Below are 22897 nucleotides of genomic sequence, written 5' to 3'. Positions count from 1 at the left end.
TGAAAAAACTATTCCTGAATTGAGGCCGCCTAATTTTTTAGACAGTTCTACGTCTCATCATCGAAAGAATGAAATTGAATTTGGGGAAAAACTACTTTTGGTTTTCTTTTAAAAAACTGTTACGCGGCCATCTCCCCTGTTTCTATTTCATTATTTATACAGGGGGTGGACATAGCTTTTTCTAACCAACGCTCAAAAATCTCATTCCGTCCATCAGGTTCTTCGGTAAGCAAGCGATAAACTCGTTGGCGATTTTTGGTCGTTGAAGTTTGTAAGGATGAGTCAACACTTTGTGAATCCCTTGATGTTGAGTTCGTTTCCAGATCTATTGGTGTCATAGTTAGTTCGTTGTGTTGAGGACTGTCCATATCTCGACTTCGCTCGACAACCATCTTTGTCGAGTCTTGATGAATCCCAAAACGACCCAAACAGGTCATCTTTAGTCCCATGAGTCCTAACAATCGTTGGGCAACTGCAATAGGAGTATCTTTTTGAGGATTAATGCTCATCCCCAAAATACTTTTAATTTGGCTTCTAGGAATTGGTTTCGAGATTTCTTCAAACCACTCTTGAAGTGAATTACTCGTAAATTCTTGTTGACCATCTAAAAATTGAGAGATGTTAATTAGTTTTAATGTGGCAATTTTGACTGATAAAAGGGAACTATTAACATCGGGCTTAAATAATTCACCATTCCCTGCTTCAGACATTTTTTGTAAATATTTGCGATCACGCTCACTGAGTTGCAAATTTCCCATAGTTAGAAAATAGTGCAGTCGAATCTTAGCATACCACCCATCATCATCCTTTTGAATTAGATCTGTTTTAACATTTTCAGTTAAATAACGGCGACATAATCGACCTTTTTGGAGCTTAATTGATTCTCCTTCGGTTTTGGAGCGTTTTTCTTTAAGTTCCGAAAATTCATTGTCAGTTGGATTTTCAATTTCAGATACCTTTTCGCAATAATCTGTATAATTTTCTTGTTGCGATAAAGTGATCTCTTGCTTAATTAATTGAGCATCAAAATCATCGTCGTCATTGAAGGAAATGACTTCGTATCCCATTGCTGTTAACTTCTTAATGACGTGTTTTCGGAAAAAGCGGTTTTGATAGTTAAGAACACAAGCTCGTTTAGCCCAAGCCAAAAGAGACGGGGAAATTCCGTTAAATTCTTCATTTTCTTCTGCATATTTTACGCCGTCAAACTCGTGAAATCCCGCTTTTTGCAATAAGCGAATATTTAATTCTGCTAATTTATGCGTAGAAGCTAACAAAGTTTTTACATCAATACTACCATTTCCTACACGATTTGGACTAAAACTTTTGAGCCAAATATAACGAGGCACGTGATCTCTAACTCGTTCAATCCCTTGGCAAACCCCGTCAACAGTTTGAACCCCATGAGAAATTTGCCAAACGCTGGTAAAGTGGTTTTTTAAGTCGATGCTGACTCCCGTCTCAATCGTCGGGCTTGCTATGACAATGTCATAGTTTTTGAGAATTTCATCTAAATTCCCCATGCAACCAAAAGCCGGATGTTTGGGGTCAGCAACACTTTCACTATCGATTCTTAAAATTCTTAAATGAGGAAAGCGTTTACGAAGGTCGTATTCAAGGTTGCGAGTTCCGTATTTACTACGATGTTTTTGACCATCTGTTAAAATAAAAGGCTTTTCACCTGCTTCAATTTTCTTAACTAACTGGCTGACGAGTTGTGAGGGGTCATTGCCTGTAAATTGATAACATTTTCTCTTACCTTGATTGGGAATGCAATTATTTTTAACAATCCAAGTTGGCACAGGAAAACCCACTAATGCTTTGACATAATTAACAGCGATCGCACTTAAATCGGCATCGGCTAGATAAATTTTACCATCACCTGAAATCACAACCTGTATCAGTTCTTTTAAAGTTTTTAAAATCGCTACTCGGTTCTTTTTACAAGTTTCCCCATTGAGTAGATGCCAAAAAGCTTGTTCAGCTTCGTCAAGAACTAAGTCTGCATCGGACCAGTTTTGAGGATTAAATTTAGGGTTAGCGAAGGGATGTAAACTATCGATACAAAGCGTATAGCCAAAAATTCCTTTAGTGGCTGATTGATAAATTTCAGTACGATAATCAATACAAAAACGGTTAGATAATGCGATCGCTAATTGCTCACGATGTACAATAACGATTACCCGCTTTCCTTCATCAAGCAATGGTTTAATTAGACGGGCTAAATATTCGGTTTTTCCTGTGCCTTGAATCGACTGTAAGCCAATAATTTTAGCGTTGGGGGGTGGTACTAATCCATCGGGTAAATATCGTTCATTAATGTTTAAATCTATATAAGGAGAAAGATCGACAATTTCTTCTAATTGGTATTCTTCAATAGTTAAACGTTCTTTATAACAAGTGTCGAAATACTCATGTCCTTTTGCTGCAATCAAGTCATCAACGCCTTTTTCTGAAACTACCCAAGCAATGACAGAAACTTGACAACCTTTGATGGCAAATAACTTTCCTGTTTTGGCGATCGCTCTTCTTACGTTTTGAGCAGTTTTGGGATTTTGGTCATGATCAAAACAAAAACTAATTTCTCGTTCTGGTGTGGCAAACGGTACTAACTTCTGAATTAGATAAGGCAAACCCGTAACAATACCTTCGGCATCTTTTGGTTGTCGATAGCCGCCCCAAATTCCAGGTAGACCAATGGTACAATAACCAGCACTAAGTAAAGACGCGGTTTTTTTGGCTCCTTCTGTAATCATAAGTCGGATTTTGGGATTTTTAATAACCCACTGCCAGAATCCTGTATCCTCAGTTTTTAAAAACGTCAGGGTAGTGGCAATCCCGATTAAGGTAGCCATTCGTTCTTTATAGTTCGCTTCTAATCCACAGTTAGTGGCGATTTTTAATCCAATTTCCCAAGTGACTCTTAGGAAAAATACCTCTGTCGGAACTTTTGGTGGGTGTTCGTATTTAATTGGTTTTTTGGAGTCAAAGTCAATTTTTGGTTTGTCGGGTTTAAAACATCCCCATTCAGATTCTGAGCCTGTTAGTGGGTCAATTGTACCACACCACCAACCGCCGTCATCTAGATGGCTGTACCGTTTAATCCATTTATCTCTTAGCCTTCCGTCGTTGCGGCGTTCTGTGTTAGGAAGGCCGTACAGAAGGGACTCGTAAGCTGAGTTTTCTTCTTTGTAAGCTAAGTTATTTTCAATTGATTTAAAATTCAATTCTATAATTTCTGATGCGATCGCACTTCTCTTAAACTCTTGATAATGATGGGACTCTACGGTATATTTTTCGTTCATGAACAACCTCAGTAAATATGGAGATTGCCAGTCATGCTTCAAGATTCGGTAATTTCCTCTCCCAATCGAACAGCCAAAATAGGGATAATTAAAGTGTTTTGTATTGTGGAAGCTGTGTTGTAGCTTCTGGGAAAGCTGACGTTCATTGTGAACATCAATCAGAAAGTAATCTGATTTGGTTGTTCGATTGGGCAAGTTACCATTTGAGACATCACCAGCTTTTTTCTTTTTTAAGCAATAGTCAAGTTACGCCTAGCTCATAGGACATAGAGATGTCCTTAGCTTTGGGTAGCCTCCGAAGTGACAACTAGGGAATCAGGAATTATCGATTGACCGTAGCAACGGCATTAAGTTAGCCGTTTTTAAAGCGAAAAACTGCATAAAGATACCTTTGAATGATTGTGGTGGATCAAAGGAAAGCGCATTGCTGTAAAAGAACTAAATTCGTCAAAATCCCTTTTTTTATCTTTTATTTAAGAAAATTTTGACAATGATTGACTGTTTCACACTTGGGAGGTTATAATCAACTCAAGTATGAATATGTAACTGCCGATTGCTGATTTCGACAGTTCAGGCAATGTAAAATTTAGTCTTTTACATTATCTGCACCTCCTTCCGATGTATTCTTTGTTTTGTTAACAGAGAACCCCAATGAAAAAGCCCAAGTAGAAACACCGTCCAAAAGTTGACCAGACTTAGAGAGGATGGTGTTTCGTGGTGTTAGGGCTTCTTGAATGTGATTGCTCTGTTTGTGCATAAATTTAAAAGATAAAATCTCCTGAGCGTAAATGTTTACTTAATTGTACTGCTAAAACCTCACAAGGGGAATAGCAAGCTGAACTTGTCACGTTAAAAATCTATTTTGAAGTATTTAAAAAGAAAGAAACGTGAAGTTTAATGTCGAGAACGGAATGAGTTTTTTCAGCACCCTCAACCAAGCATCACAAAAAATATTATAGACGATCTGCTGAGTAACTGCTTGGGTTTAAAAAAGTTTAATTTCTTTTTAAAAATTAAGTTAATCACAGAAAATGTTTGACTTGATTTCTCAGACGAGGATGTCGTAATTTTTTGAGTGCTTTAATTTCTATTTGGCGAACTCGCTCACGAGAAATCCCAAACTTCGCAGCACAAGCGGCTAACGAGCTTGATTCTCCGTTTTCTAATAGTCCAAAGCGTAATTCAATTACTTCTCGTTCTTTCGTTGTTAGTTCTCCTAACAAGCTTTGAATCTGTTCTTGTAAATTTTCAGCTAACAATTTTTCTTCTGGTTCGATTTCGGCAGATTCTAATAAATCGATTAAATTAGTGTCTTGTTCAGAACCAACTAAAAGATCTAAAGAAGTAGTCTGCATTTGTTGGAGAATTAATTGTCTAACTTGTTCACCAGTCATTTCAAGAGAAACCGCTAGTTCTTTAAGCGTTGCACGACGACCTTTTTCAGTAGCAATCTGACGACGAACTTTTTTGAGTTTGTTAAGTTTTTCATAAACATGAATCGGCAAACGAATTGTGCGACCTTGATTGGCGATCGCTCTTGTCATTCCTTGACGAATCCACCAGTAAGCATAAGTTGAAAATTTATAACCTTTGCTTGGGTCAAATTTTTCAACAGCTTGCTCTAATCCTAATGTGCCTTCTTGAATAAGATCAAGAAGATCTAACCCCCGATGGGAATAGAGTTTAGCGATTGAAACAACCAAGCGAAGGTTAGCTTCAATCATGATCTTTTTAGAGCGCTCACCTAATTGAATAATTTTCTCGACTTCTAGGCTTTGTTCTAATTCTGCTGATTGCTTTTTGAGTTGAATATATCGTTGAACGTATTGTCCACACTTAACTTCTTCCTCTTGTGTAAGCATAGGAATTCGACCAATCATTTTCAAATAAGCTCTGACTGGATCTACGGAAACTTGAGTATTTTGTTGATAAGATGTTGTCATATTTCCCTGAAAAATTAGTCATAAATTACACAACAAATATGGACAGCCTTATTAATAAACTCCGCCGTTCACTGCCTTTAGAAGACAGTGCCTGCGAATTTACTTCGGAGTAATACAAAAACTATTAAGTTTTAGCTAAGATTATTTATTTTATTTTTTTTTAAATCTAGCTATCTTTGAGTAATTGAAGCAATCTCTAAAGCTAATAAAAAATAAATTAAAATTAGCAGGCTACTTGAGCAAACAAGTATTGTTCTTGGATATTTAATCATAAAATTTAAAACCCTTGGAAAAAAACTGGACAAATATGGACAGTCTTGTTGGGTTGAGCCAAGGGGATCATGATTAATCTGTATAGTAGAAGACTATCCATATTTGTCAATGTTTAATGAATCCCTTTGCTAAAGGTAAAAATTCTGTTTGGCGATAAACTGCTGTATAACTGTCGAAATGCCAAACTCTTAAAACTGAGATTTTTCGTTCGTGAGTTTCTAAATCTGGAAACGAAAAGCTAAAAAATTAAGAAAACCAAATAACAGGCAGAGCATCACTATTGTTGCTGCTTTCTTTAGTCGATTATACTGCAAATTATATTCTTGAAGCAACCCTTCATAATCATATTCTCCAAGGGGAATAAAGCAAGGATATTTAATTTTAATCATCCGCTTACGACCTGATTTATTAATCGATGTCAGTAAGGCTTTTTTTAGATTAGTTCTTTTACATTTAACTGCTTCAATAACGGCTTCTTGAAGATTAGCCTGCTCTAGATTAGCATTTCTTAAATTAGTTCCTAGAAAACGAGCTTTTTCACAATTAGATCGTTTTAGTGAGGCTCCAGATAAATTGCTTTTTTGAAAATTGCATAATCGTAAATCGCAATCTTCTAGCTTGGCTCCGCGTAAATTGCAGTTAAAAAAATTAGCACCAACTAAACACGCCCCTGATAGATCAATTCCCTCTAAATCTTGATTAGCTAAATTAACTCGACTAAAATTACGCTGTCCTTCAGCATAATTCGAGGCAACCTGCGTTTTTGGACTGTCGAGGGTGTCCATTAGGGGCAAGTTATGTGACAGAGGTGCAAGATTTAATTCTTGCCTTTTTTCTTTTACTTTTAATAAGAATTGTGTTTCTAAAGCTTCCATGATTAATTACTTTAAGTTTGAATATGATCTGTACTCGACGCTTTAGCTTGTTTAACCCGATCAACGATCGTATTTTTCCCTTTTCCTTTGCCTTGACCCTGTTGATGATCTTTCGGCAGGGCATAGACTTCTTCCAAAACCAAGCGCCTCTGACGCATATAATCATCGCCAATTGGTTGTTGACTAGATTGGTGACTTAATTTCTCCTGACAAGAAACCCATAAATCGGTACTCTCATTAAGTGTTTTAGTGAACAAAGGAGAAACAACACAATCATCATTAATTACAACCTGATCTCGAATTGGAATATAAGCTTCTTTACTGGTTTGATATCCCGGACTGGTAATGATCCGTTCGCCTGTTTGTAATCTTAAACATTCATCAGCCGAAAAAAGTGGGCGACTTTGAAGCTGTTCAGAAATACTGGTTGAACCTTTACCACCTGTGGTTCGAGATCTCTGTTTATATTTTACCTCCTCATTTCCCAAGGAATCCGAAAGCAACTTAGCTGATTCGTAATCTTGCGGGTTATACCAGATTTTGGTATTACAACCTCCTAAAATAGCTCTGGTTAGTTCCTTGCCATATTTATGTTCCATTTGAACGATATTTTGAATTCCTAAAATCGTACATAAACCTTTGGAACGGAATTCATTAAGCCAGTTAGGGAGACGAGGTAGATACAACGTTGGGCATTCATCCAAAAATAATAACAATGGATCTTTTCTTTTAAAACGCACATTTCGGGCAATCATCAGATCAAGGATCAATGCCAAGATAGGCGTGAGAACATCGCGCTTTTCTTGATCTAACCCCAAAATAATCATCGTTTTACCCGTCACCTCAATCGGTAAGTCCGTCTTCCCTGTTAAAGATGCCAGAATTTCAGGAATCATCATCGAACTAAAATTGTTGGTAGCCGAGGCAATGATTCCTGCTACTGTTTTCTCACTTCCTGCACTAGCTATCAAAGAAGCAAATGCTCGATAGGTAAGTTCTCTAATTTTTCCTTGATGAAATTGGAGGCGATCGGTTAATGATGATAGCCCTAACAAAGTATCACAGGTCAGCAAGTCTGGAAAGTCGGTTTCTTTAGCCAGCATGAGAATTCCCTTAACCAGCATATCTGACGCTTTCTTGAAGAACTGGTCTTCTCCTTTACTATCTTCTCCCTTAAAGTTACGATTGAGAACTTCAGCAAATTGAGCCGCCATCAAAGACGGATTTTCTTTATCGATAAAATCGAGCGGATTACAAATTTTAGATTCTTTGTATCCTGGTGCAAAGATATGAATGTTGTATCCTCTTTTGGCAGCTAACCCTACAACTTGCTCAGTTAAGTCAGGATATTTAAAATCATAAATGACCATTGGAAATTCCTGATCAATTCCTGAATAAATCATGGGCAAAAAACTAGAAATGGTTTTTCCCGTTCCAGGAGAACCAACAACTACAGAACCTCGATTCATATCTGGTAACATTAACGGAGTTTTTGAAATGGCGCGAGGTCGATCTAAATATAATGCGATCGGATTGCGTTTTCGCTTTTCAATCTGCTTCATTGCCACAGCAAGCGCTTTTCGTTTTTCTTTCTCGCCACCCCATCGAGCTTTCGCTAAAATATTTTTTTTCTTTCCTTGAGAATCGAAAACTTTTAGAGTAGTAATCAATCCGAGCATTCCCATAAGGAACAGTCCCGTTGGCTCAGTTAAGAATTGAGTAATTCCGTTAGTATTGTCCGAAGAATTAGGTGATAAGGGTTGTGAAAGTATCTGTTGATTAGTCAATTTCGATTTCCTCTTTTTCATGAGTAGTATTTTCTTTTTCTTGTTGCGATTCTTTAACAAAAGTTTTTAATTTTTGCCAATCTTCATTAGATAAAGAGTTTTTTGTGAATTTTCCGATTTCTTGGTGAAATAAAACTTTTTGATTTTTATCCTGAATAGAAAAACCATGATCTGCTACAACCATTAAGTAGTTTTCATGCTCTAATGTTTTAATTAAAGTTTGATTCCCTTCGTCATCAAGGATGGATTGAATGCTACCTTTTTCTCTAACAATCTGCGCTAGAGATTCCATTATTTCAAGACCTTGAAGCTCATTAGCCATCTTGTCAAGTTGTTCAATACGAGTTAATGGTTTAGTTGTCTTAGATGCAGAAGTAGGTATTGAGCGCTCGCTAACTTGTGGAGCTAAAGCATTTAAAACTACTTGGCCATTTTCGTATTTAAAAACTTCTTGATCATTAATCCTAATCGAAATATTTTTATAAGGTAAATCAACTTCTTCCCCATCAGGTAAGTTTAATAAGCTAGTAATGCTCTCTAAACTTTTTGGCTCAATAGATGAACTCAGCTTTGGGTCGTTTTCTCGACCTTTAAAAACGTTTTTATGATCGATATCGATTCTGACTTCACTAGGCTTGCTTTTTTCAAAATCAACAAGAACTTTATTTTTGTCAACTCGTTGTCGAATTAAACTCATTAACTGCATTAACAACTTACTGCTTTCGGCTACGGTTGTCTGTTCGATGTTCATCACATCTTTGCCAAATTGTTCGATCATAATTCTTCTATCTCCTTAACAAAGTTAGACAATTCAGAAATTTTCCTAGAATTTAAAACAAAGCTTATTTAATAACTTTTGCTGACAAAAAGTTACGGTCTTATTAGAATAATATCTATTTTTTCTGATAGCTTTCTCTAAGCTGAATTACCCAAGACCAACGTTCTGTATAGATTTTATTGAGTTTATATTTTTGTCCATTGTAGCAATAGCGTGAAACATAACGTTCATCTTGTTTAAGAACTGGGAGTGAAATCTGCTCTTCTGAAAAGACGGGATAGCCTTTGACTTCCCAACAAAGAGGTAGACCGTTCTGTTGCTGTTCACTTAAAGCGAATAAAAATTCATCTCCATCACCTTGAGGAACAAAATTAGCACTCGAAACAGAATGAAACTTTTTATTATCTTCGACATAAAACATAACTTTACAATGAGTAACTTCACCACCGCAAAATGGAGCATAATATTGAAAATAGATTGAGCGATCGTCAGCGCATCCAATTTGAAGACATTCAGATCTAGGATCTATTATAAAAACTGTTTTCTGTCCTAATTTGCGATAAGTCTGTACGAGAAAGCGTTTTGGATCTCCTACCCAATGTTGCAGGTACTCTTGATTATCCAATTTGAATTGCTCAAGTAACCCTTTAGGAGCTTTCCCTAAAGTTCCCCATTCCTTAATCGGAATAAAATTTAATTCTTGATCTGACTGGGCAGTAACGAACTGGCAAGATTGCAACAAAGACAATCCTGCAATTAAAATAAACTGGTTAACAAAAATTTTCAATTTCATCAATTTTCCTCTTAAGGAACCTCACCATAACGCTCTTAGGAATTAGTTGTAAGTAGTTTATTGTTCCATTTCATTGATAATTTCCTGATCATTAAAAATTTCTCTAACGATCGCATTTTTGGGAACTTTAAGTCCTAATTGCTCATAAGCCCATTTATCTTCAGGAAAAAACAGAGGAGGGCTGGTTCCAGCATCATCTTCTAAATTACTTTTCTTTAAAGCTTCAAGAAATTTTTCTTTTCCACCAACTAAAGTAATTCGCCTTTGCAAAGCATTTAAAGCTAATTGTTGAGAAATTTGAAGCGGCATGAACAGGGTTTTTGAATAATATAATCCTTTTTCGGGAGGAACAAGAACTTGGCATCCAATATCGTCTTTTAAAATCACTGTTAGTTGTTGAATTGGCTCCATCTCTCCATCAAAGATATCACTAGGTATTTTTCGTTCCCAAATTATTGAATAATAAGTTTTTCCTTGAGCATTAACTTGAGCATTTAGATAGCTTGAGTAAATCCCCTTGGGTAAACAGGTGCTAATCGAATTTGGAATTGTTTGAGAGCCAAAAAAGTCAGACAAATATTTCCAGCCTTTTTTATTGAGTCCTTCGGTGTCACAGTTGATCTGTTGTGAGAGAGGCTGTCCATATTTGTCAATATTTTCCCTCGGAGCAGTATTTACTTGAGTATTTATCGATGACTTTAAAGAGTTACTCGTCACTTTGTACTTGAGCAAGGTAACAAATATTAAGCTTAAAGCCATAATCAAAAGTAGTTTCCTCATTTTGATTTTCATAGGTTTGGCGATCCTGGTATTTTTGGAAGATGTTTTTCTGGATCTACTGCTGTAGTTCCATTATTAATACGAATTTCAAAGTGAAGATGTGGGCCAGTTGATAAACCTGTACTTCCTACTTCGCCAATCAGTTGACCTTGATTAACTTTTTGTCCGAATTTTACATTAATGCGGCTGAGATGAAGATATCTAGTAACCCATCCGTTGCAATGTCTAATTTTAATTTCTTTTCCAGCCGATCCATTAAATTGCGCGAAGATGACTTCTCCACCATCGGCGGCTCGAACTGGTGTTCCAAAGGGAGGAGCAATATCAACTCCAGCATGAAGTTTTGGTTGTCCAGTAACTGGGTGAACTCTTGGTCCATATCCTGATGTCCATACTCCACTTGTCGGAACGATCATTTTCCCTGAACAAATACCAGTTGTTTGTTTAGCAATTTGGCATTGGGCCACGGATGCTGAACTATATTTTTTATAACCTTTAAGAGCATCGCTGGCATAAGTCGGATTATTAGCATCACCACAAACCTTCTTGTCTCCACTGTAATGATAACAAGCGTAGCGATAAACAAGCTGCTCCCCTTGATAACCATCTTTTTCTAACTGAGCAAGTTTTGACTTTAAATCATTTGTTTTTAGTTGCTCTTGCACAGCAGGAGGGAAGTATTTTGAAATAGCAACTTTTAATTCTTCTTTACTGATTGTATTGGCATAACTTCTCTGTAAAATTTCTTTGCCTCCTGGTTTACTGTTAAAAATTCGGATGACTTCCTCTCGATAAGTCATATATTGATATTTTCCCAAAGCATGGCCTCCTGGAATTGTACATCCTCCGACACAGGGAGCATATTTACCAACAGCGCCATAACCGCCATTGGGTTGCCCTCCACTTTCAATATCTGCAACCGACTTTTTAAAAGCTGAAATATTAACTCCCTGATAAGTTTGACAAGGTTCTCCTGTATTCACCGCTCCTTCATATTCCCCAGGATTACCGTATTGCGTTCCACTACCGCCAGATCCCGAAGCGTATTTCTGAATCTGGTCGTAAACTTCAGGAGCAACAGAAGATAGAGTTTCTACCCACTGCTGCTGTGCTGCCGATAAACCACTACCACCACTAATTCCCCCAGAGCCTCCCCAGTTTCCAAAATAATCCAGTCCTAAAACAATGAATTGATTTTCATAAACGGGTAGAAAAGGAGCAGGACCAAGTACATAAGGAGTACAATGCTGTATCCCCCACCAAAAGCAAACCCGACCGTTAATCCCAATATCAGCACGACCATCACTTTCACTGGTATTGGTAATGACCATCTTGAAAAAATTGGTAGCAGGGTTACGCCCTGTCGGTTCAGGAAGCCCTGAGAACATTCCCGTTCCGCCACTTACCCAAGGCGTATGATACCCATCAAACCATGCCTTACCATGCACCCCGAAAAAAGGAATGTTCAAACCGAAAAAATCAGTTAACTCAATATAGGGACAGCTATCAGTATCACAAACAACATTGTAGCCAACCAAGTTACTGCCTGATACGCTCTGGCGACCCGCCTGTTTTTGATTACCCTCCGCCTGTCCATAGACGACATCGACACGAGCAAAGGGAACCCAGTTCATATTTAGGTATCCTGCAACTTCTGCTGCTTTGTTGTAGTACTCCCCTATGGTTGACATATATTTTTGTAGAGGCGTAGTATCCATTTGGGGAATTTCAGAAACTTTAGCAGTTTCCCAATTTCTAAAATCGCTAAAGCTGGCATCTTTTAGCCCCGGGATTTCATCAACTGTATAAGAAGAAAAGTCAAAATTCTCGAAGGTAAGATTATTGAAATTATTATTTTTAGCGAAATTACTAATTGTCTGCCCTCCCATTTTGGCTGCTGTCACATCATCCCACCCTAACTTTTGCTTGGCCCAGTCGTAAATCGGGCGAACATCCTTAACTTTCAAATTTCCTGTAATCGGCAGAGCATCAATTAAATCTTCTAAGTTTCCTTTAAATGGCAACTTGTAATCACTTAAAGCTGTTTGCCCGACATCAGCGATCGCTTGTCCTGGCGGGGTATTAGCTTCGGCTACCGTTGAAAGTGACCAATTAGCAATTGTCGAATCAGTGCTAAGATCTCCCACTGTCGTAATATCGCTGAGTGAATCGCCTGCTTTCCAAGAGAAAGAAGGATCGTAACCTAACTGCGAGGTCATCTGTTTATACTGTTCTTCATCTAAATAATCAGCAACATTGATCGCTCCATCCGACTGCAACGTGCCAAAATCCGACAAGGAAAAAGTCGATAAATTGATAATGGCTGCATTCTGTAAAATTTCTTCGGGTGAAAGATTACCTAACGTAGGGGGTTCAGGATTTGGAACGGGAACCGTCTCTTCAAGTTCATTTTCATCGATTAATTCTTCAATTGGATCGGCTAGAACTTTGCCAGAGCCTTGAAACGGTGAAACTAAAAATAGCAACATCAAAGATAAGCAAAAAGCGATGGTGAGCTTTTTTACAATCTGAGGAAACACCGCTTATCTCCCTTTAATTATTTTAGCGACTCCACAGAAATCTTTTTCCCATTCAAGCAAAAAGGTTGGAGGTTTAACAATAAAGCGATCGTTGTCCATCAACCAAGTCAAATATCTAGGATAATATTGATAGAAAAGTTTTAATTCATTCACCACAGTTTTTTTCAGACTGGTTAGTTTTAAAACTTGATAATCATCGAAATAAACTTCAATTAAATCGATGTTACTTGGGCGGTTTTGAATTTGTTTGAGCAAAGAATTTAAAAGTGGGCGAATGACTTTGGATTTTTGTCCCGTATCAGCGATCATTCCAACATTGCGACCATTTGCCAAGATTTGAACGAGAGCAGGTTTCTCTGGGATTGACCAAAGAATCCTATCTTTGGGTTTTTTAATGTACATATTTTTTTGACCAAAAATAATATCTCGGTTTGTATTAACTAATGGTAATCACTTGACACAGAGGACATTGACAAGTACCTGATGAATGGAAACTTAATTGTTCTAAACTCGAAGAAACTAAATTTAAATCGATTGTTCTAGATAGAACAAGATAAAGAACTAGAAAACTTAAAGCTAAAGAACCGTACATTAATAAATGAAAACGATACTTTTTGGTAATGATCATAAGTTTGAAAAAAATTAATCAATTAATAAACATTCCAATAACTTGAACGCATCTTGATCGCAAACAATCTCTTGTTCATCGGGTGGCTCTTGAACTGCACTATCAGCTAATTCTTGCAAGCGATCGAGAAAGCCTTGAGAAATCTTGGCTCTAGTCTGAGCAAGTTCTTCATCCATCCCCTGCTTGCGTAAACTGATATACTGCTTGACCCGTCTTTCTAAAACCAAATTTCCTTGTAATGAAGAAATTAGTCCTCGACTTTTAGCGATCGCTAAACCACTCATTAAATTAGATTCAAGTTCAACGGGTAAATAAGAAACTGAAGCTACGGAAGCGACAGGATCAGGTACAACACTAATGCCATAGCAAGAAGGCTTTCCGGCGTTGCCATAAGTTAGCCGAAACTGATAACGAGATTGCTGTCCTTGTGGGCTAGTGGTGATTACGGTTAACAAAGTGCGATCGCTTTTAGGAAGTTGTGAAAAGTTAAGTGGATTAATTCGCTTTAGGTGAATAACGGACGCTCCTTTTTCTAGAGGAGCATCAAAATCGACTGTTACTTGGGAGGGATCGTCGAGCCACACTTTTTTAAGTTTTTGAGAGACAGGAATAAAGGAAATATTAAGTCCAGAACCTTTGTAAATGGTTAAAATGGGTAGATTTCCTGCTTCTCCTTTAGCCTTAAACGACTTAATAGCACAACTAGCCTCATTAGCCACAACTTGTTCAGGCTCTTTAACCATAAAGGCAAGTGATAGTAAAACTAGCCAAGGCAAAAGATATTTTAAATCAAAAGTCGAATTAGATAGCATAATTAGCTCCATTAAATAGACACACATATGTAAATCTATTAGTTACACATAGGGATTCATTAAACCCTGTGAAAAGGGGACAGTCTTCGGAACAAGAGTTTTTTGGTTCTAATTTAGGATTTAAATAATAAGATTGTCCCCCCTCCACCAGTTTCTTTCCAAGAGTTACATAAAGTCTTGACTTTCGATGGACAGCACTTCGGCAAGCGAGCGTGACCCCTTTTTATTAGATCTCTCAGCTAAGTTATAAAGTCTTAGGTGTTGAAGGCTGTCCATACTTGTCTATGTCCTTTTTTAGGGTGTGTTGTTTAAAAAAGTTATCTTGAAAACTTTTAAAATTAAGCCAGCGTGAAAAAGTTAGGCTACAAGCTAACATGAGAAAAATAAAGATGAAAGCAATAAAATCTCCTTGATCAGTAGATAAATTAATATTCTGCTCATGAATTGACTGTTGCTTATCTCTTGAAAAAAAGTTACCAATCATTGTTTTGTTCCTCTTGAATATTTTCTTGAATAGGTACAGAAAATGAAAAACCTTTAGTGACATACAAAGTTACTTCAACCCCTGCTTCTAGCTCCCAACTGCTGATAGATGGCTGCTGATAATAACTATTAGGTCTAGATTCTTGTTGAGCAAAATTACGATCGTAGATATCTTTAAAGCGATCCATCTGGTAATAACTTTGGTAAGGATTATCAGAATTCCCTCCCATCGTCATTTGAGCCGCGCTTGATAGTACATCAAACATTAAACCTGGAACATTAATTCCTCTTTTTTCCTGATTTGAATAATTGTGCTGTTTGGCAATGAGTGGACTACCATTACTACGGCGAATTGAGAAAGCCGATGACGGTAAAGTAATTGGCTCATCTGTCGAGTCTGGCAAAAGTACCGAATCAGTCTTCAATTGAACCAACCCTGAACGAGCATCTTTGAGCGAAACAAAAATAACTGTATTTTCTGGGAAAATTATTTCTCCTTTACGATTGACCATTGCCTCGGTTAAGCGAATTAAATACACATCCTCTGGTACGGTTTGTCCAGACCAAGCGATCGCTGTCTCTAAAACACCACGTCCTTTAACACCAGCAGAAACAGCGACGCGTTCAAACGTTCGTTCATCTAAAACAGCCGCTTCTTCAGAGTAAAAAACTTCCTTACTTTCGGTCACTACTTCTTGAGTTTCTTGAGTCGGTTCTTGTTCTTCATAGGACTGAATAACAGATTGAGAACGGTTTCTTTTTTCCGTAGAGGAAGAAGCATTTTCCCCAAAACTGCCTAAGCGAGAAGCTTCGAGCCATGCTTGCTGTGGCTCAACTTTAGGGAGGGGAGTAAAAGTCGGTACTGTTGACCTTACTTGTGGCCTAACAACAGGACTGGGATACGTTTTAGGTAAAATTGGACGGCTAACATTAACAAATGCTGGTCTTTCAACACGAGAAATTGGAGGACGAGGGACTGGAGGCGAAGAAATCGGTCTAGCCTCCGCGACTGTTTGCTGACGAGTTGAAGGAGCCACTCTTGTGGATGGGGCTGCTGTTCTTTGTCTTACAGGAACTAATTGAGGTGATGGTTCGACAGGTTGTTCAAGCAGTTGTTGCTGAGTTTGCAAACCTAATTTTGTTTTTGTCTGGCCTAACTCTGGATCGTTTTCATCAGTTAGAGGTGTTGTTGTTGCCTCTGGTTTTTTCGTTTCAGGGATAGGTTGAGCCGTTGGGGATTGACTAAGTGACCACAGAAATAAACCACCACTTCCTACTACAGAGGTAGCGATCGCAATCAACAGCATTTTGGGTAATCGTTTTTTATCCCCGAATGACCAACGATTGACCTCTTCACCCGATTCAATCTCATCGCTTGAAAATAAACTCTCTGAAGTTTCTGTAGTAGAGTTGGATGGCTCCGTTTGAATGTTAATCTCCAAACGCTCAGGGGTTGGGTCTTCTAAACCCGCTAATTGAGCTAAACGGTTAGCTGTAGTCATGCTGATTAATCCTTAAAAAGTTGTTAGTTTTCATTTTCGAGATCTCGGATCTCATAAATTTCCATTCGAGATGAGCGAATTTTATAAATGGTTTTTTGTAAATAAGTTGCTTGTTCAAGAAGCGGTAAAGGAGGATTAGCGATCGCTCTGACTAAAATTGTCTTGTTAAAAGGAATTGCTCGACCTGCGGGAGTTAAGCCATCTTGCACGATTAAATTAGCAACAAGATTAATTTCCCAACGTCCAGGTGAAATGAGAACAGGTTCAGAAATATCGATAAATTTTACGGAGACATAAGTTTTACCTCGCCAAATTTCAGGAGGCATTAAATCAGCCAGCCCTTTAAGGAATTCCAATCTAAAATCTTCAGAAAGAGCAAAACTTGCCTCCCAAGTTGAAGTCGTGACTCGTTGATTTTCATCCACTGAAACCCCTTCATCGGTTTTTATGGTTTTGGAGCCATTTTCATCAACCGCAATCCGATTTGACCAGCTAAATAAGAGGTAACTGGTTTGGCTTACAAAATCTTTGATGGTTTCGGGATCTCGATAAAGCGGATCGACAGGGCGGACATCGATCGTCTTTCCATCTGTCAGTTGTACGAAGTTAGGTAGAGGACGTGTCGCCACCATTCGTAATCCAGATGCTAAAACAATAAGAAGAAGAAAGTTAATGAAACTTAAACCTGTAAGAAATAGAACCGTTATCCTGAACAGACGATCAGGGTCTTTTTTCCCAACTACCGTTTGATGAGATTTATGAAGAAGTTGCATAGTAATAACTTATTTGACTAATTTTAAAGCGGTACTTGCTACATCAAAACCTGCACTAATAGCTCCACTTGTAGCACTACTAATACCAGACCAAATTGCTGCACCACCACCTGCTGCGATCGCACTAGCTAAAACTGGCGCATAAAGTCCCAAAACAGTTGCGAAAGGAAGAGGATCGTCAGGAGTTGAGAAAACTGCGGAGGTAGCCATTAATCCAGTAACTCCGTTGTAACTGAGATTAGCAATAATGATGGCAATATAGCCAGATATCCAGCTTAAAATGACGTTGGCTCCAAAAGGTAACAGCAAACATCCCATAGTTAGCGGCAGCATATATCCCATAAGAATTAATGCCACTTCCATCAGGTGTTGATAGGCTTCAAGAAGAGATTTTAAAACTGAAAAAAGGAAGGCTTCTAAATCATTCCCTAAGACATTGAAAGGAGAAATTTGTTTTCCAATTGATTCCCAAAACTCTGGATCTAATAATTGACTTGCTCCAGGTAAAATTTTGTCGAAAAACGAACCCTCGTATCTTGAAACAATAGACTCTTTAAGGAGAAAGTCTTTCATCGCTTCAGCTTGGCCAACAAGATTGTTAATACAGGCAGTTTGGATATCGCCACTATAAGACATACACTGCTCTAGTTGAGTATTGAAGGCATACTTAAAACCAAAACTAGCATTAGCCAGGCGAAAAGCATTTTGCAAATTCATCCCCTGCAAAGAACCAGTTAGAATCTGCTCATTAGCATAATTTCCAACATTTCTTAACAATTCAAACCCTCCAACCATTAAAGCACCATTATTTGAAAGAAAGATGACGACAATCAAAGGATTAAAAATTGACAGAATATATTGTAGATAATTTCCTTCAAGCCAATATTTATATTGGCTAAATCCATAAAATATGACACAGGATAAGGCAATCCAAAAACCCAAAGTACAAAGTTTACCAAACAACCAGTTACCAGCAATGGCAACATCTCCATCACCAGAAGGTAAAACGAGATGAAATGAACGTTGCCAAATTTCATCCCAAGAATCAGCAATTTCTTGGCTTTTATTAACTGCTGCTTCAAGCTGTTTGATTAATACTTCATTTTGTTGCTCATTATAGTTCTCAAGAAATGGATTTTCGGAAAGCTCTGCTGTAAAAAAATACATAAAATTATTACCTCAAATCAGAAGAAAAACCTTTAAAAAGTAGCTGTTGAGCGAGAACTCCTTTCTGGGAGCGTTGATACTTCTGCTGTTCGGCTAATTGGCGGGAAATATTACTCAGTGTCACATTGGTCGCTGCTGATTGAAATCGATTAGTGGCGGTATCAGATGCGATCGCGCCTAAGATCCCTGATTGAGTGGCTTGAATGCTTGTCATGTCCTTCATCACATCTTGAGTAATTTTTTTGCCTTGAGCCGAAGCGGCTATTTGCGAAGATTGAACAATCATCTGTTGTGTTGCTCGAACCGTGTCTGCAACCTGCTGTTGTCCTGCTTTAGATAAAGGTTGTGCGCCTATTTTCCTTATAATTCCATTTTCAATCATGTCTAATGTGTGATAATTACGAACAGGCTTGATCGTCTCGAAAGCATCCGTATTTTTGAGATTGACTTCATTAGCAATTTGGCGAAGTTCATCAAGATCTGGGATACCTGTAACTGTTCCCTGAGCAGCCAAAGCCATAACTTCAGGAATGCTTTTGGGTTTTGTTGGATCAGAAGAAGAGTCACCATCACCACCATCTTCTTCTTCGCTACTGTCGTCAGGGATAAATATTCCAGATGGATAACTGGGAGCGTCAATAAATACTTCCTCTTCATCGATGATTCCTCCATCGTCACCATCACCACCATCGTCACCATCGCCGTCACCATCACCACCAGCCAACAGTCCAAAACACCATGTTGAAGGATCATAATCAATCAATTGACTCGAACCATTGATAGTAATGGGGGAAGAAATGCAGCTTTTAGCTTCACCAAAAGCCCCTAAAGCAGAGGAGTAAAAATCCTGCCAAAAACTGCCAATTTTGCCAACACCATTAGCAACACGGTTAACCAAGTTAATGACTTTTGCCACATCTTGAAAAAAGCCAGCAATTTGACCGCCAGTATCACCAAAAAGATCGCCAACTAAATCAGCAACCTCTCCTAAATAACCAGAGATTGAATCACTTCCCCCTTCTAGGAATTCATCAACAGTATCTAATGAATCGTTGATTGTTCCTAATATTCCGTCAAAGGTCAATCCCTCATCGTTTTCAGTTGTTGATGTGTTTTCAGTATTGGTTGGAATGACAGGTGTAGTAGTATCATCTGCAATAGCTGGAAGATTTACCGCTACTGCTAATTGCGAACTTAAAATAATGACGAGTGCTAATTTTTTCATTATGCTGCTTTTATTAATATATTGCTAAAATCTTGACTTTTTTTATCGGTTTCATGAATATTTTGTTGTGGCAATGGAAGAAAATCTTTAGCCACTAAGCCAAGCGGTTGTCCCGACTGGATACTTTTAACCAAAGCTCTTGAAAAATAAGACATCGCTTCATATTTATCGGTATAAGCTTTTTCAAATTCCTCCCGAATCGACTGCTCATCTTGGTTATTCGCTACTAACCCTAAATGAACATAGGGAACGTAATAACGACAAAAGCTCATCTTGCCATCGTCTTCAAGAAGCCACTGGGAATAAAGGTAATAGGGGTTCATCTTAAATTTCTCAGCACAAGCTAAAACCATCTCACGAGGATATTTAAGAATCGAACAAATATTATCAACAGCCGAATTGACGACTTTGCCAATCAACTTTGTATTGATATTAGAGAGAATTTGCATTCCTTCTTTAGAAGTGGCAATTTTATCAGGGCTTTGGGCTGAAATGATGCAGCGAATCCCTGATTTAGCACCATTAGCAATTATTGATTCAACAATCTGACGAACTGAATTAAATTTAAACAAAATGGGACTTTCATCAATAAAAAAGATCGATAATGGGAATTCCATTGCTCGTTTGAGAGAAAAGGCATAGGCAACTAAAGAAAGGATCGCCGCGTCTTCGTTATCAGAAACGTTGGTCAGAGCTAACACCGTTAACAAAGCGTTAGTTCGGACTGAAGAAGGTTGGGAAATCGCTTTGCCAACCATACTATTTGTCCAGTATTTAAGCCGCAACAAAATTTGGTCTAGAGCTTTTTGAGTTAACGTTTCAGCTAATTGATGCTCTCGGTTAGAAACTTTAAAGAATCCTTTATTGATTAAATTCATTAAATAAAGGAGGAAGATTTTTAAGGTTGGGATTTTCTGTTTATCCTTTGAGCCAAAAGATGCCGTTAAAGCTTTTCGGTAATTTTTTTGAATTGCTCGATTTTCAAAGAAATTATTAATCGCATCATACAAGCAAGTCCGGATTGTTTGATTGAGAAGGATATCGGGGGAATCTAAAACAACCATTGCCTGTAAACAGGTAACAAGAAAATCTTTAAAAGCTGTAAGGCGAATTTTCTGGATCTCTGGTGAAAAACGATAAAGGTTAGGGATCTCAAACAGGTTGATCGATTCTTGAGCAACGTTAAAATAAGCACCAAACCCCTCCATAAAACGGGTATAAGCACTATAAGTCGATTCTCCTGTTTCCTTGGGATAATCAAGTGCCACGATGGGAACATTATGACTTAATGCTTGAGTAATTAATCCGCCCACTAATACAGATTTTCCCGAACGAGTTGTTCCGAGGACTAGAACATGGCGATGTTTATCATTTCCAGGACTGAACAAGTCGAGATGAATAGGAGTTCCGCCATCTTCTGCAATCAGTTCCAAGCCTTTGTTATCTCTGCTATAGGTTTTAACTAGAGGAAGAAATCCCATCGTTTCTTGTTTGAGATATTGCATCCGCCGGTCAGTTTTAAAACCCGAAGCCATTGAGACCAGTAAAGGCTCATCAACAATAGGTAATGTCTGCCGCCAAACATCCCACGTGATTTGACGTTCTCGAACCACCCACGCGGGACGTTTGAAAGAGTTTTGAATAAATCGACAGGCATCTTCTAATTCATTCAACGATTTTCGCCTGACGAGAAAAACAACAGAAACGTAAATTGGAACTTCACCCATTAAGATTCGTAATTGCGCTTCTTCCCCTAATTGCGCTTTTAATTTGGAAGCGACATCGACATCATTTTTGCTCTGACGGTAGTTAGATTTAGCAAGTCCCTGTTTGGTTAAACGCGATAGCTTCCAGTTAAGCTTTTTATCGTCTCCTGGCTGAAGTTGTACAATAATTTCCGTATCTGTAACGATATCATGAGCAACTAAGTTACATAGATAAGGAAGTTGATGGCGTTTATCTGACCATGCTCCAGGTTTATCCCAAAAGGTTAAAACTCCTAGATAATCATCACCAAGCTTGACATATTCTTTTGTGTATTCAGGTTCAGTCTGTAAGAGTAAAGTTGTTCCATGTCGCCTGGAACGGATGATTTCTTGAAGAGGCTGATCTTGTTGAACAACAATTGTTTGTGGTACAGGGAGCGAAGGGATATCACGTGAATTGAGTCGATAATGTTGATAATCCCACATCTGCTGGTCAGTCATGGGTTGCAGCTTCAATTCTAACTGTTGTTCTAAAATATTTTTCCAGTGCAAAAAACCTTTACCCCATGCTCCTCGTAAGAATTGCTCAGTCGAATTAAATGATTGACTGTCCCCCGTAAATTCCGACCAGATTTTTTGATAGCTACTGCTGATTTTATCTGTCCAGTGCTTCTCTTGATTGGTTTGACTTAAACGATGGGTGGCAAAAATGTGTAAGGTTTTCGGTTCTCTAAGTCCACTTTTAGTCAGTTCAGCTACTCGTGCTTTTTCCCCGTGTAAAAGGAATTCTAGTTCTGGATAATTTGTATGAGCAATTAACTCATCTAAGGTTTTTTGACGAGAGCGATCGCTTTTATAGGCTCCTAAATGTATGGTTAATGTTTCGCCATTAGGCAAAGCATTTAATCCACTTTCTAAAGCATTGAACGCTCGTTCAAACTGCTCGTCTGATAAAAAACTATGGATTCCTTGACACTCGAAACCGAAAGTTAAGGAATAAGGTGTTTTAGGGGAACGCTTTAACAGGTAAGCTCCAACGTTAAGTCCTTGCATTCGGTAGGAAACCATTGTTTGGTAGTGGACACTATTCTCAAACGCCTCCATTTTATAGGTAATGGTTTTTAACTTTTCTTTCGTACCGATGACAGCCATAATAATTAGATTTATCGAGATTTTTTGAAGGAAGTAGAGGATGATACCAAGAGCCTCCACGAACGATTTGTGGAGGGAAAGCAAATTTATGCAGGAATAACCAAGGTTTATCTCCTAGTAATGCGATTAATGTTCCAGAGATAATAGCGAACAGAAGTAGTCCAACATAAAAAGGCCATTTAAGCAAAAGTGTTAAATAAAGTAGGATGAACCCAACCATGCCGATTAATGCTAATTGACTCAGTGGGAGCATCCCGATCTTTAATTGCATCCCGACAGCGCGGTTAACTAATCGAGGATTCTTTTCATTAGACATTGCTTGTTAATCGATTTTATGAATCCTTGGAAAAAAACTGGACAAATATGGACAGTCTT

General features: G+C 38.1%; 17 protein-coding genes. All 17 read right to left on the bottom strand.

Translation table 11 applies throughout. The annotated features are described in order from the left end of the window. Positions 1-119 precede the first annotated feature (119 nt). The gene (locus C7H19_RS15405) at positions 120-3305 is read right to left on the bottom strand and encodes a plasmid replication protein, CyRepA1 family (RefSeq protein ID WP_106457784.1); all 3186 of its coding nucleotides are present in this window, start codon (positions 3303-3305) and stop codon (positions 120-122) included. Between the two features lie 1022 nt (positions 3306-4327). After that, a complete protein-coding gene (locus tag C7H19_RS15400; RefSeq protein ID WP_106457782.1) occupies positions 4328-5248 on the bottom strand; it encodes a sigma-70 family RNA polymerase sigma factor in 921 nt (306 codons plus the stop codon). Positions 5249-5739: 491 nt separating this feature from the next. Beyond that, on the bottom strand, positions 5740-6396 hold the full coding sequence (locus tag C7H19_RS15395; protein WP_106457781.1) for a pentapeptide repeat-containing protein: 657 nt from the start codon (positions 6394-6396) through the stop codon (positions 5740-5742). 11 nt (positions 6397-6407) lie between these two features. Beyond that, a complete protein-coding gene (locus tag C7H19_RS15390) occupies positions 6408-8183 on the bottom strand; it encodes a type IV secretory system conjugative DNA transfer family protein (protein ID WP_181280630.1) in 1776 nt (591 codons plus the stop codon). Beyond that, the gene (locus C7H19_RS15385) at positions 8176-8880 is read right to left on the bottom strand and encodes a hypothetical protein (RefSeq protein WP_181280629.1); all 705 of its coding nucleotides are present in this window, start codon (positions 8878-8880) and stop codon (positions 8176-8178) included. Before C7H19_RS15385 ends, C7H19_RS15390 begins: the two co-directional genes overlap by 8 nt. Before the next feature lie 196 nt (positions 8881-9076). Beyond that, positions 9077-9754: a hypothetical protein gene (locus tag C7H19_RS15380; RefSeq protein ID WP_106457776.1), complete on the bottom strand. Its 678-nt coding sequence runs from the start codon at positions 9752-9754 to the stop codon at positions 9077-9079. Positions 9755-9811: 57 nt separating this feature from the next. Then, the gene (locus C7H19_RS15375; protein WP_106457774.1) at positions 9812-10513 is read right to left on the bottom strand and encodes a hypothetical protein; all 702 of its coding nucleotides are present in this window, start codon (positions 10511-10513) and stop codon (positions 9812-9814) included. Between the two features lie 29 nt (positions 10514-10542). Continuing rightward, the gene (locus C7H19_RS15370; protein ID WP_106457772.1) at positions 10543-13074 is read right to left on the bottom strand and encodes a M23 family metallopeptidase; all 2532 of its coding nucleotides are present in this window, start codon (positions 13072-13074) and stop codon (positions 10543-10545) included. Positions 13075-13077: 3 nt separating this feature from the next. Then, a complete protein-coding gene (locus C7H19_RS15365) occupies positions 13078-13476 on the bottom strand; it encodes a hypothetical protein (RefSeq protein WP_106457770.1) in 399 nt (132 codons plus the stop codon). A 34-nt stretch (positions 13477-13510) separates the two neighbouring features. Further along, a complete protein-coding gene (locus C7H19_RS15360; RefSeq protein ID WP_106457769.1) occupies positions 13511-13702 on the bottom strand; it encodes a hypothetical protein in 192 nt (63 codons plus the stop codon). Between the two features lie 14 nt (positions 13703-13716). Beyond that, positions 13717-14514 carry a hypothetical protein gene (locus C7H19_RS15355; RefSeq protein ID WP_146136529.1) on the bottom strand — a complete coding sequence of 266 codons (798 nt, stop codon included), beginning with the start codon at positions 14512-14514 and terminating at the stop codon, positions 13717-13719. A 473-nt stretch (positions 14515-14987) separates the two neighbouring features. Continuing rightward, on the bottom strand, positions 14988-16499 hold the full coding sequence (locus tag C7H19_RS15345) for a hypothetical protein (RefSeq protein WP_106457766.1): 1512 nt from the start codon (positions 16497-16499) through the stop codon (positions 14988-14990). A 23-nt stretch (positions 16500-16522) separates the two neighbouring features. Next, positions 16523-17272, bottom strand: coding sequence for a hypothetical protein (locus C7H19_RS15340; RefSeq protein ID WP_106457765.1), 750 nt, complete (start codon positions 17270-17272; stop codon positions 16523-16525). Between the two features lie 9 nt (positions 17273-17281). Then, a complete protein-coding gene (locus tag C7H19_RS15335) occupies positions 17282-18439 on the bottom strand; it encodes a hypothetical protein (protein WP_106457764.1) in 1158 nt (385 codons plus the stop codon). 7 nt (positions 18440-18446) lie between these two features. After that, a complete protein-coding gene (locus tag C7H19_RS15330) occupies positions 18447-19664 on the bottom strand; it encodes a hypothetical protein (protein WP_106457763.1) in 1218 nt (405 codons plus the stop codon). Next, the gene (locus C7H19_RS25755) at positions 19664-22522 is read right to left on the bottom strand and encodes a helicase HerA domain-containing protein (protein ID WP_181280628.1); all 2859 of its coding nucleotides are present in this window, start codon (positions 22520-22522) and stop codon (positions 19664-19666) included. Before C7H19_RS25755 ends, C7H19_RS15330 begins: the two co-directional genes overlap by 1 nt. Next, a complete protein-coding gene (locus tag C7H19_RS15320) occupies positions 22476-22838 on the bottom strand; it encodes a hypothetical protein (RefSeq protein WP_106457761.1) in 363 nt (120 codons plus the stop codon). Before C7H19_RS15320 ends, C7H19_RS25755 begins: the two co-directional genes overlap by 47 nt. Positions 22839-22897 lie beyond the last annotated feature (59 nt).

It is taken from the genome of Aphanothece hegewaldii CCALA 016, assembly GCF_003007785.1.
Lineage (GTDB): Bacteria > Cyanobacteriota > Cyanobacteriia > Cyanobacteriales > Microcystaceae > Chroococcus > Chroococcus hegewaldii.
The sequence above is the reverse complement of the archived record's forward strand: the minus strand, read 5'-3'. Positions and strand labels throughout refer to the sequence as shown.

Bases quoted from the DNA above. Each gene is read 5' to 3' on its own strand.
- C7H19_RS15405 (WP_106457784.1), bottom strand. From the start codon at position 3,305: ATGAACGAAAAATATACCGTAGAGTCCCATCATTATCAAGAGTTTAAG.
- C7H19_RS15400 (WP_106457782.1), bottom strand. From the start codon at position 5,248: ATGACAACATCTTATCAACAAAATACTCAAGTTTCCGTAGATCCAGTC.
- C7H19_RS15395 (WP_106457781.1), bottom strand. From the start codon at position 6,396: ATGGAAGCTTTAGAAACACAATTCTTATTAAAAGTAAAAGAAAAAAGG.
- C7H19_RS15385 (WP_181280629.1), bottom strand. From the start codon at position 8,880: ATGAGTTTAATTCGACAACGAGTTGACAAAAATAAAGTTCTTGTTGAT.
- C7H19_RS15380 (WP_106457776.1), bottom strand. From the start codon at position 9,754: ATGAAATTGAAAATTTTTGTTAACCAGTTTATTTTAATTGCAGGATTG.
- C7H19_RS15375 (WP_106457774.1), bottom strand. From the start codon at position 10,513: ATGGCTTTAAGCTTAATATTTGTTACCTTGCTCAAGTACAAAGTGACG.
- C7H19_RS15365 (WP_106457770.1), bottom strand. From the start codon at position 13,476: ATGTACATTAAAAAACCCAAAGATAGGATTCTTTGGTCAATCCCAGAG.
- C7H19_RS15360 (WP_106457769.1), bottom strand. From the start codon at position 13,702: ATGATCATTACCAAAAAGTATCGTTTTCATTTATTAATGTACGGTTCT.
- C7H19_RS15355 (WP_146136529.1), bottom strand. From the start codon at position 14,514: ATGCTATCTAATTCGACTTTTGATTTAAAATATCTTTTGCCTTGGCTA.
- C7H19_RS15345 (WP_106457766.1), bottom strand. From the start codon at position 16,499: ATGACTACAGCTAACCGTTTAGCTCAATTAGCGGGTTTAGAAGACCCA.
- C7H19_RS15340 (WP_106457765.1), bottom strand. From the start codon at position 17,272: ATGCAACTTCTTCATAAATCTCATCAAACGGTAGTTGGGAAAAAAGAC.
- C7H19_RS15335 (WP_106457764.1), bottom strand. From the start codon at position 18,439: ATGTATTTTTTTACAGCAGAGCTTTCCGAAAATCCATTTCTTGAGAAC.
- C7H19_RS15330 (WP_106457763.1), bottom strand. From the start codon at position 19,664: ATGAAAAAATTAGCACTCGTCATTATTTTAAGTTCGCAATTAGCAGTA.
- C7H19_RS25755 (WP_181280628.1), bottom strand. From the start codon at position 22,522: ATGGCTGTCATCGGTACGAAAGAAAAGTTAAAAACCATTACCTATAAA.
- C7H19_RS15320 (WP_106457761.1), bottom strand. From the start codon at position 22,838: ATGTCTAATGAAAAGAATCCTCGATTAGTTAACCGCGCTGTCGGGATG.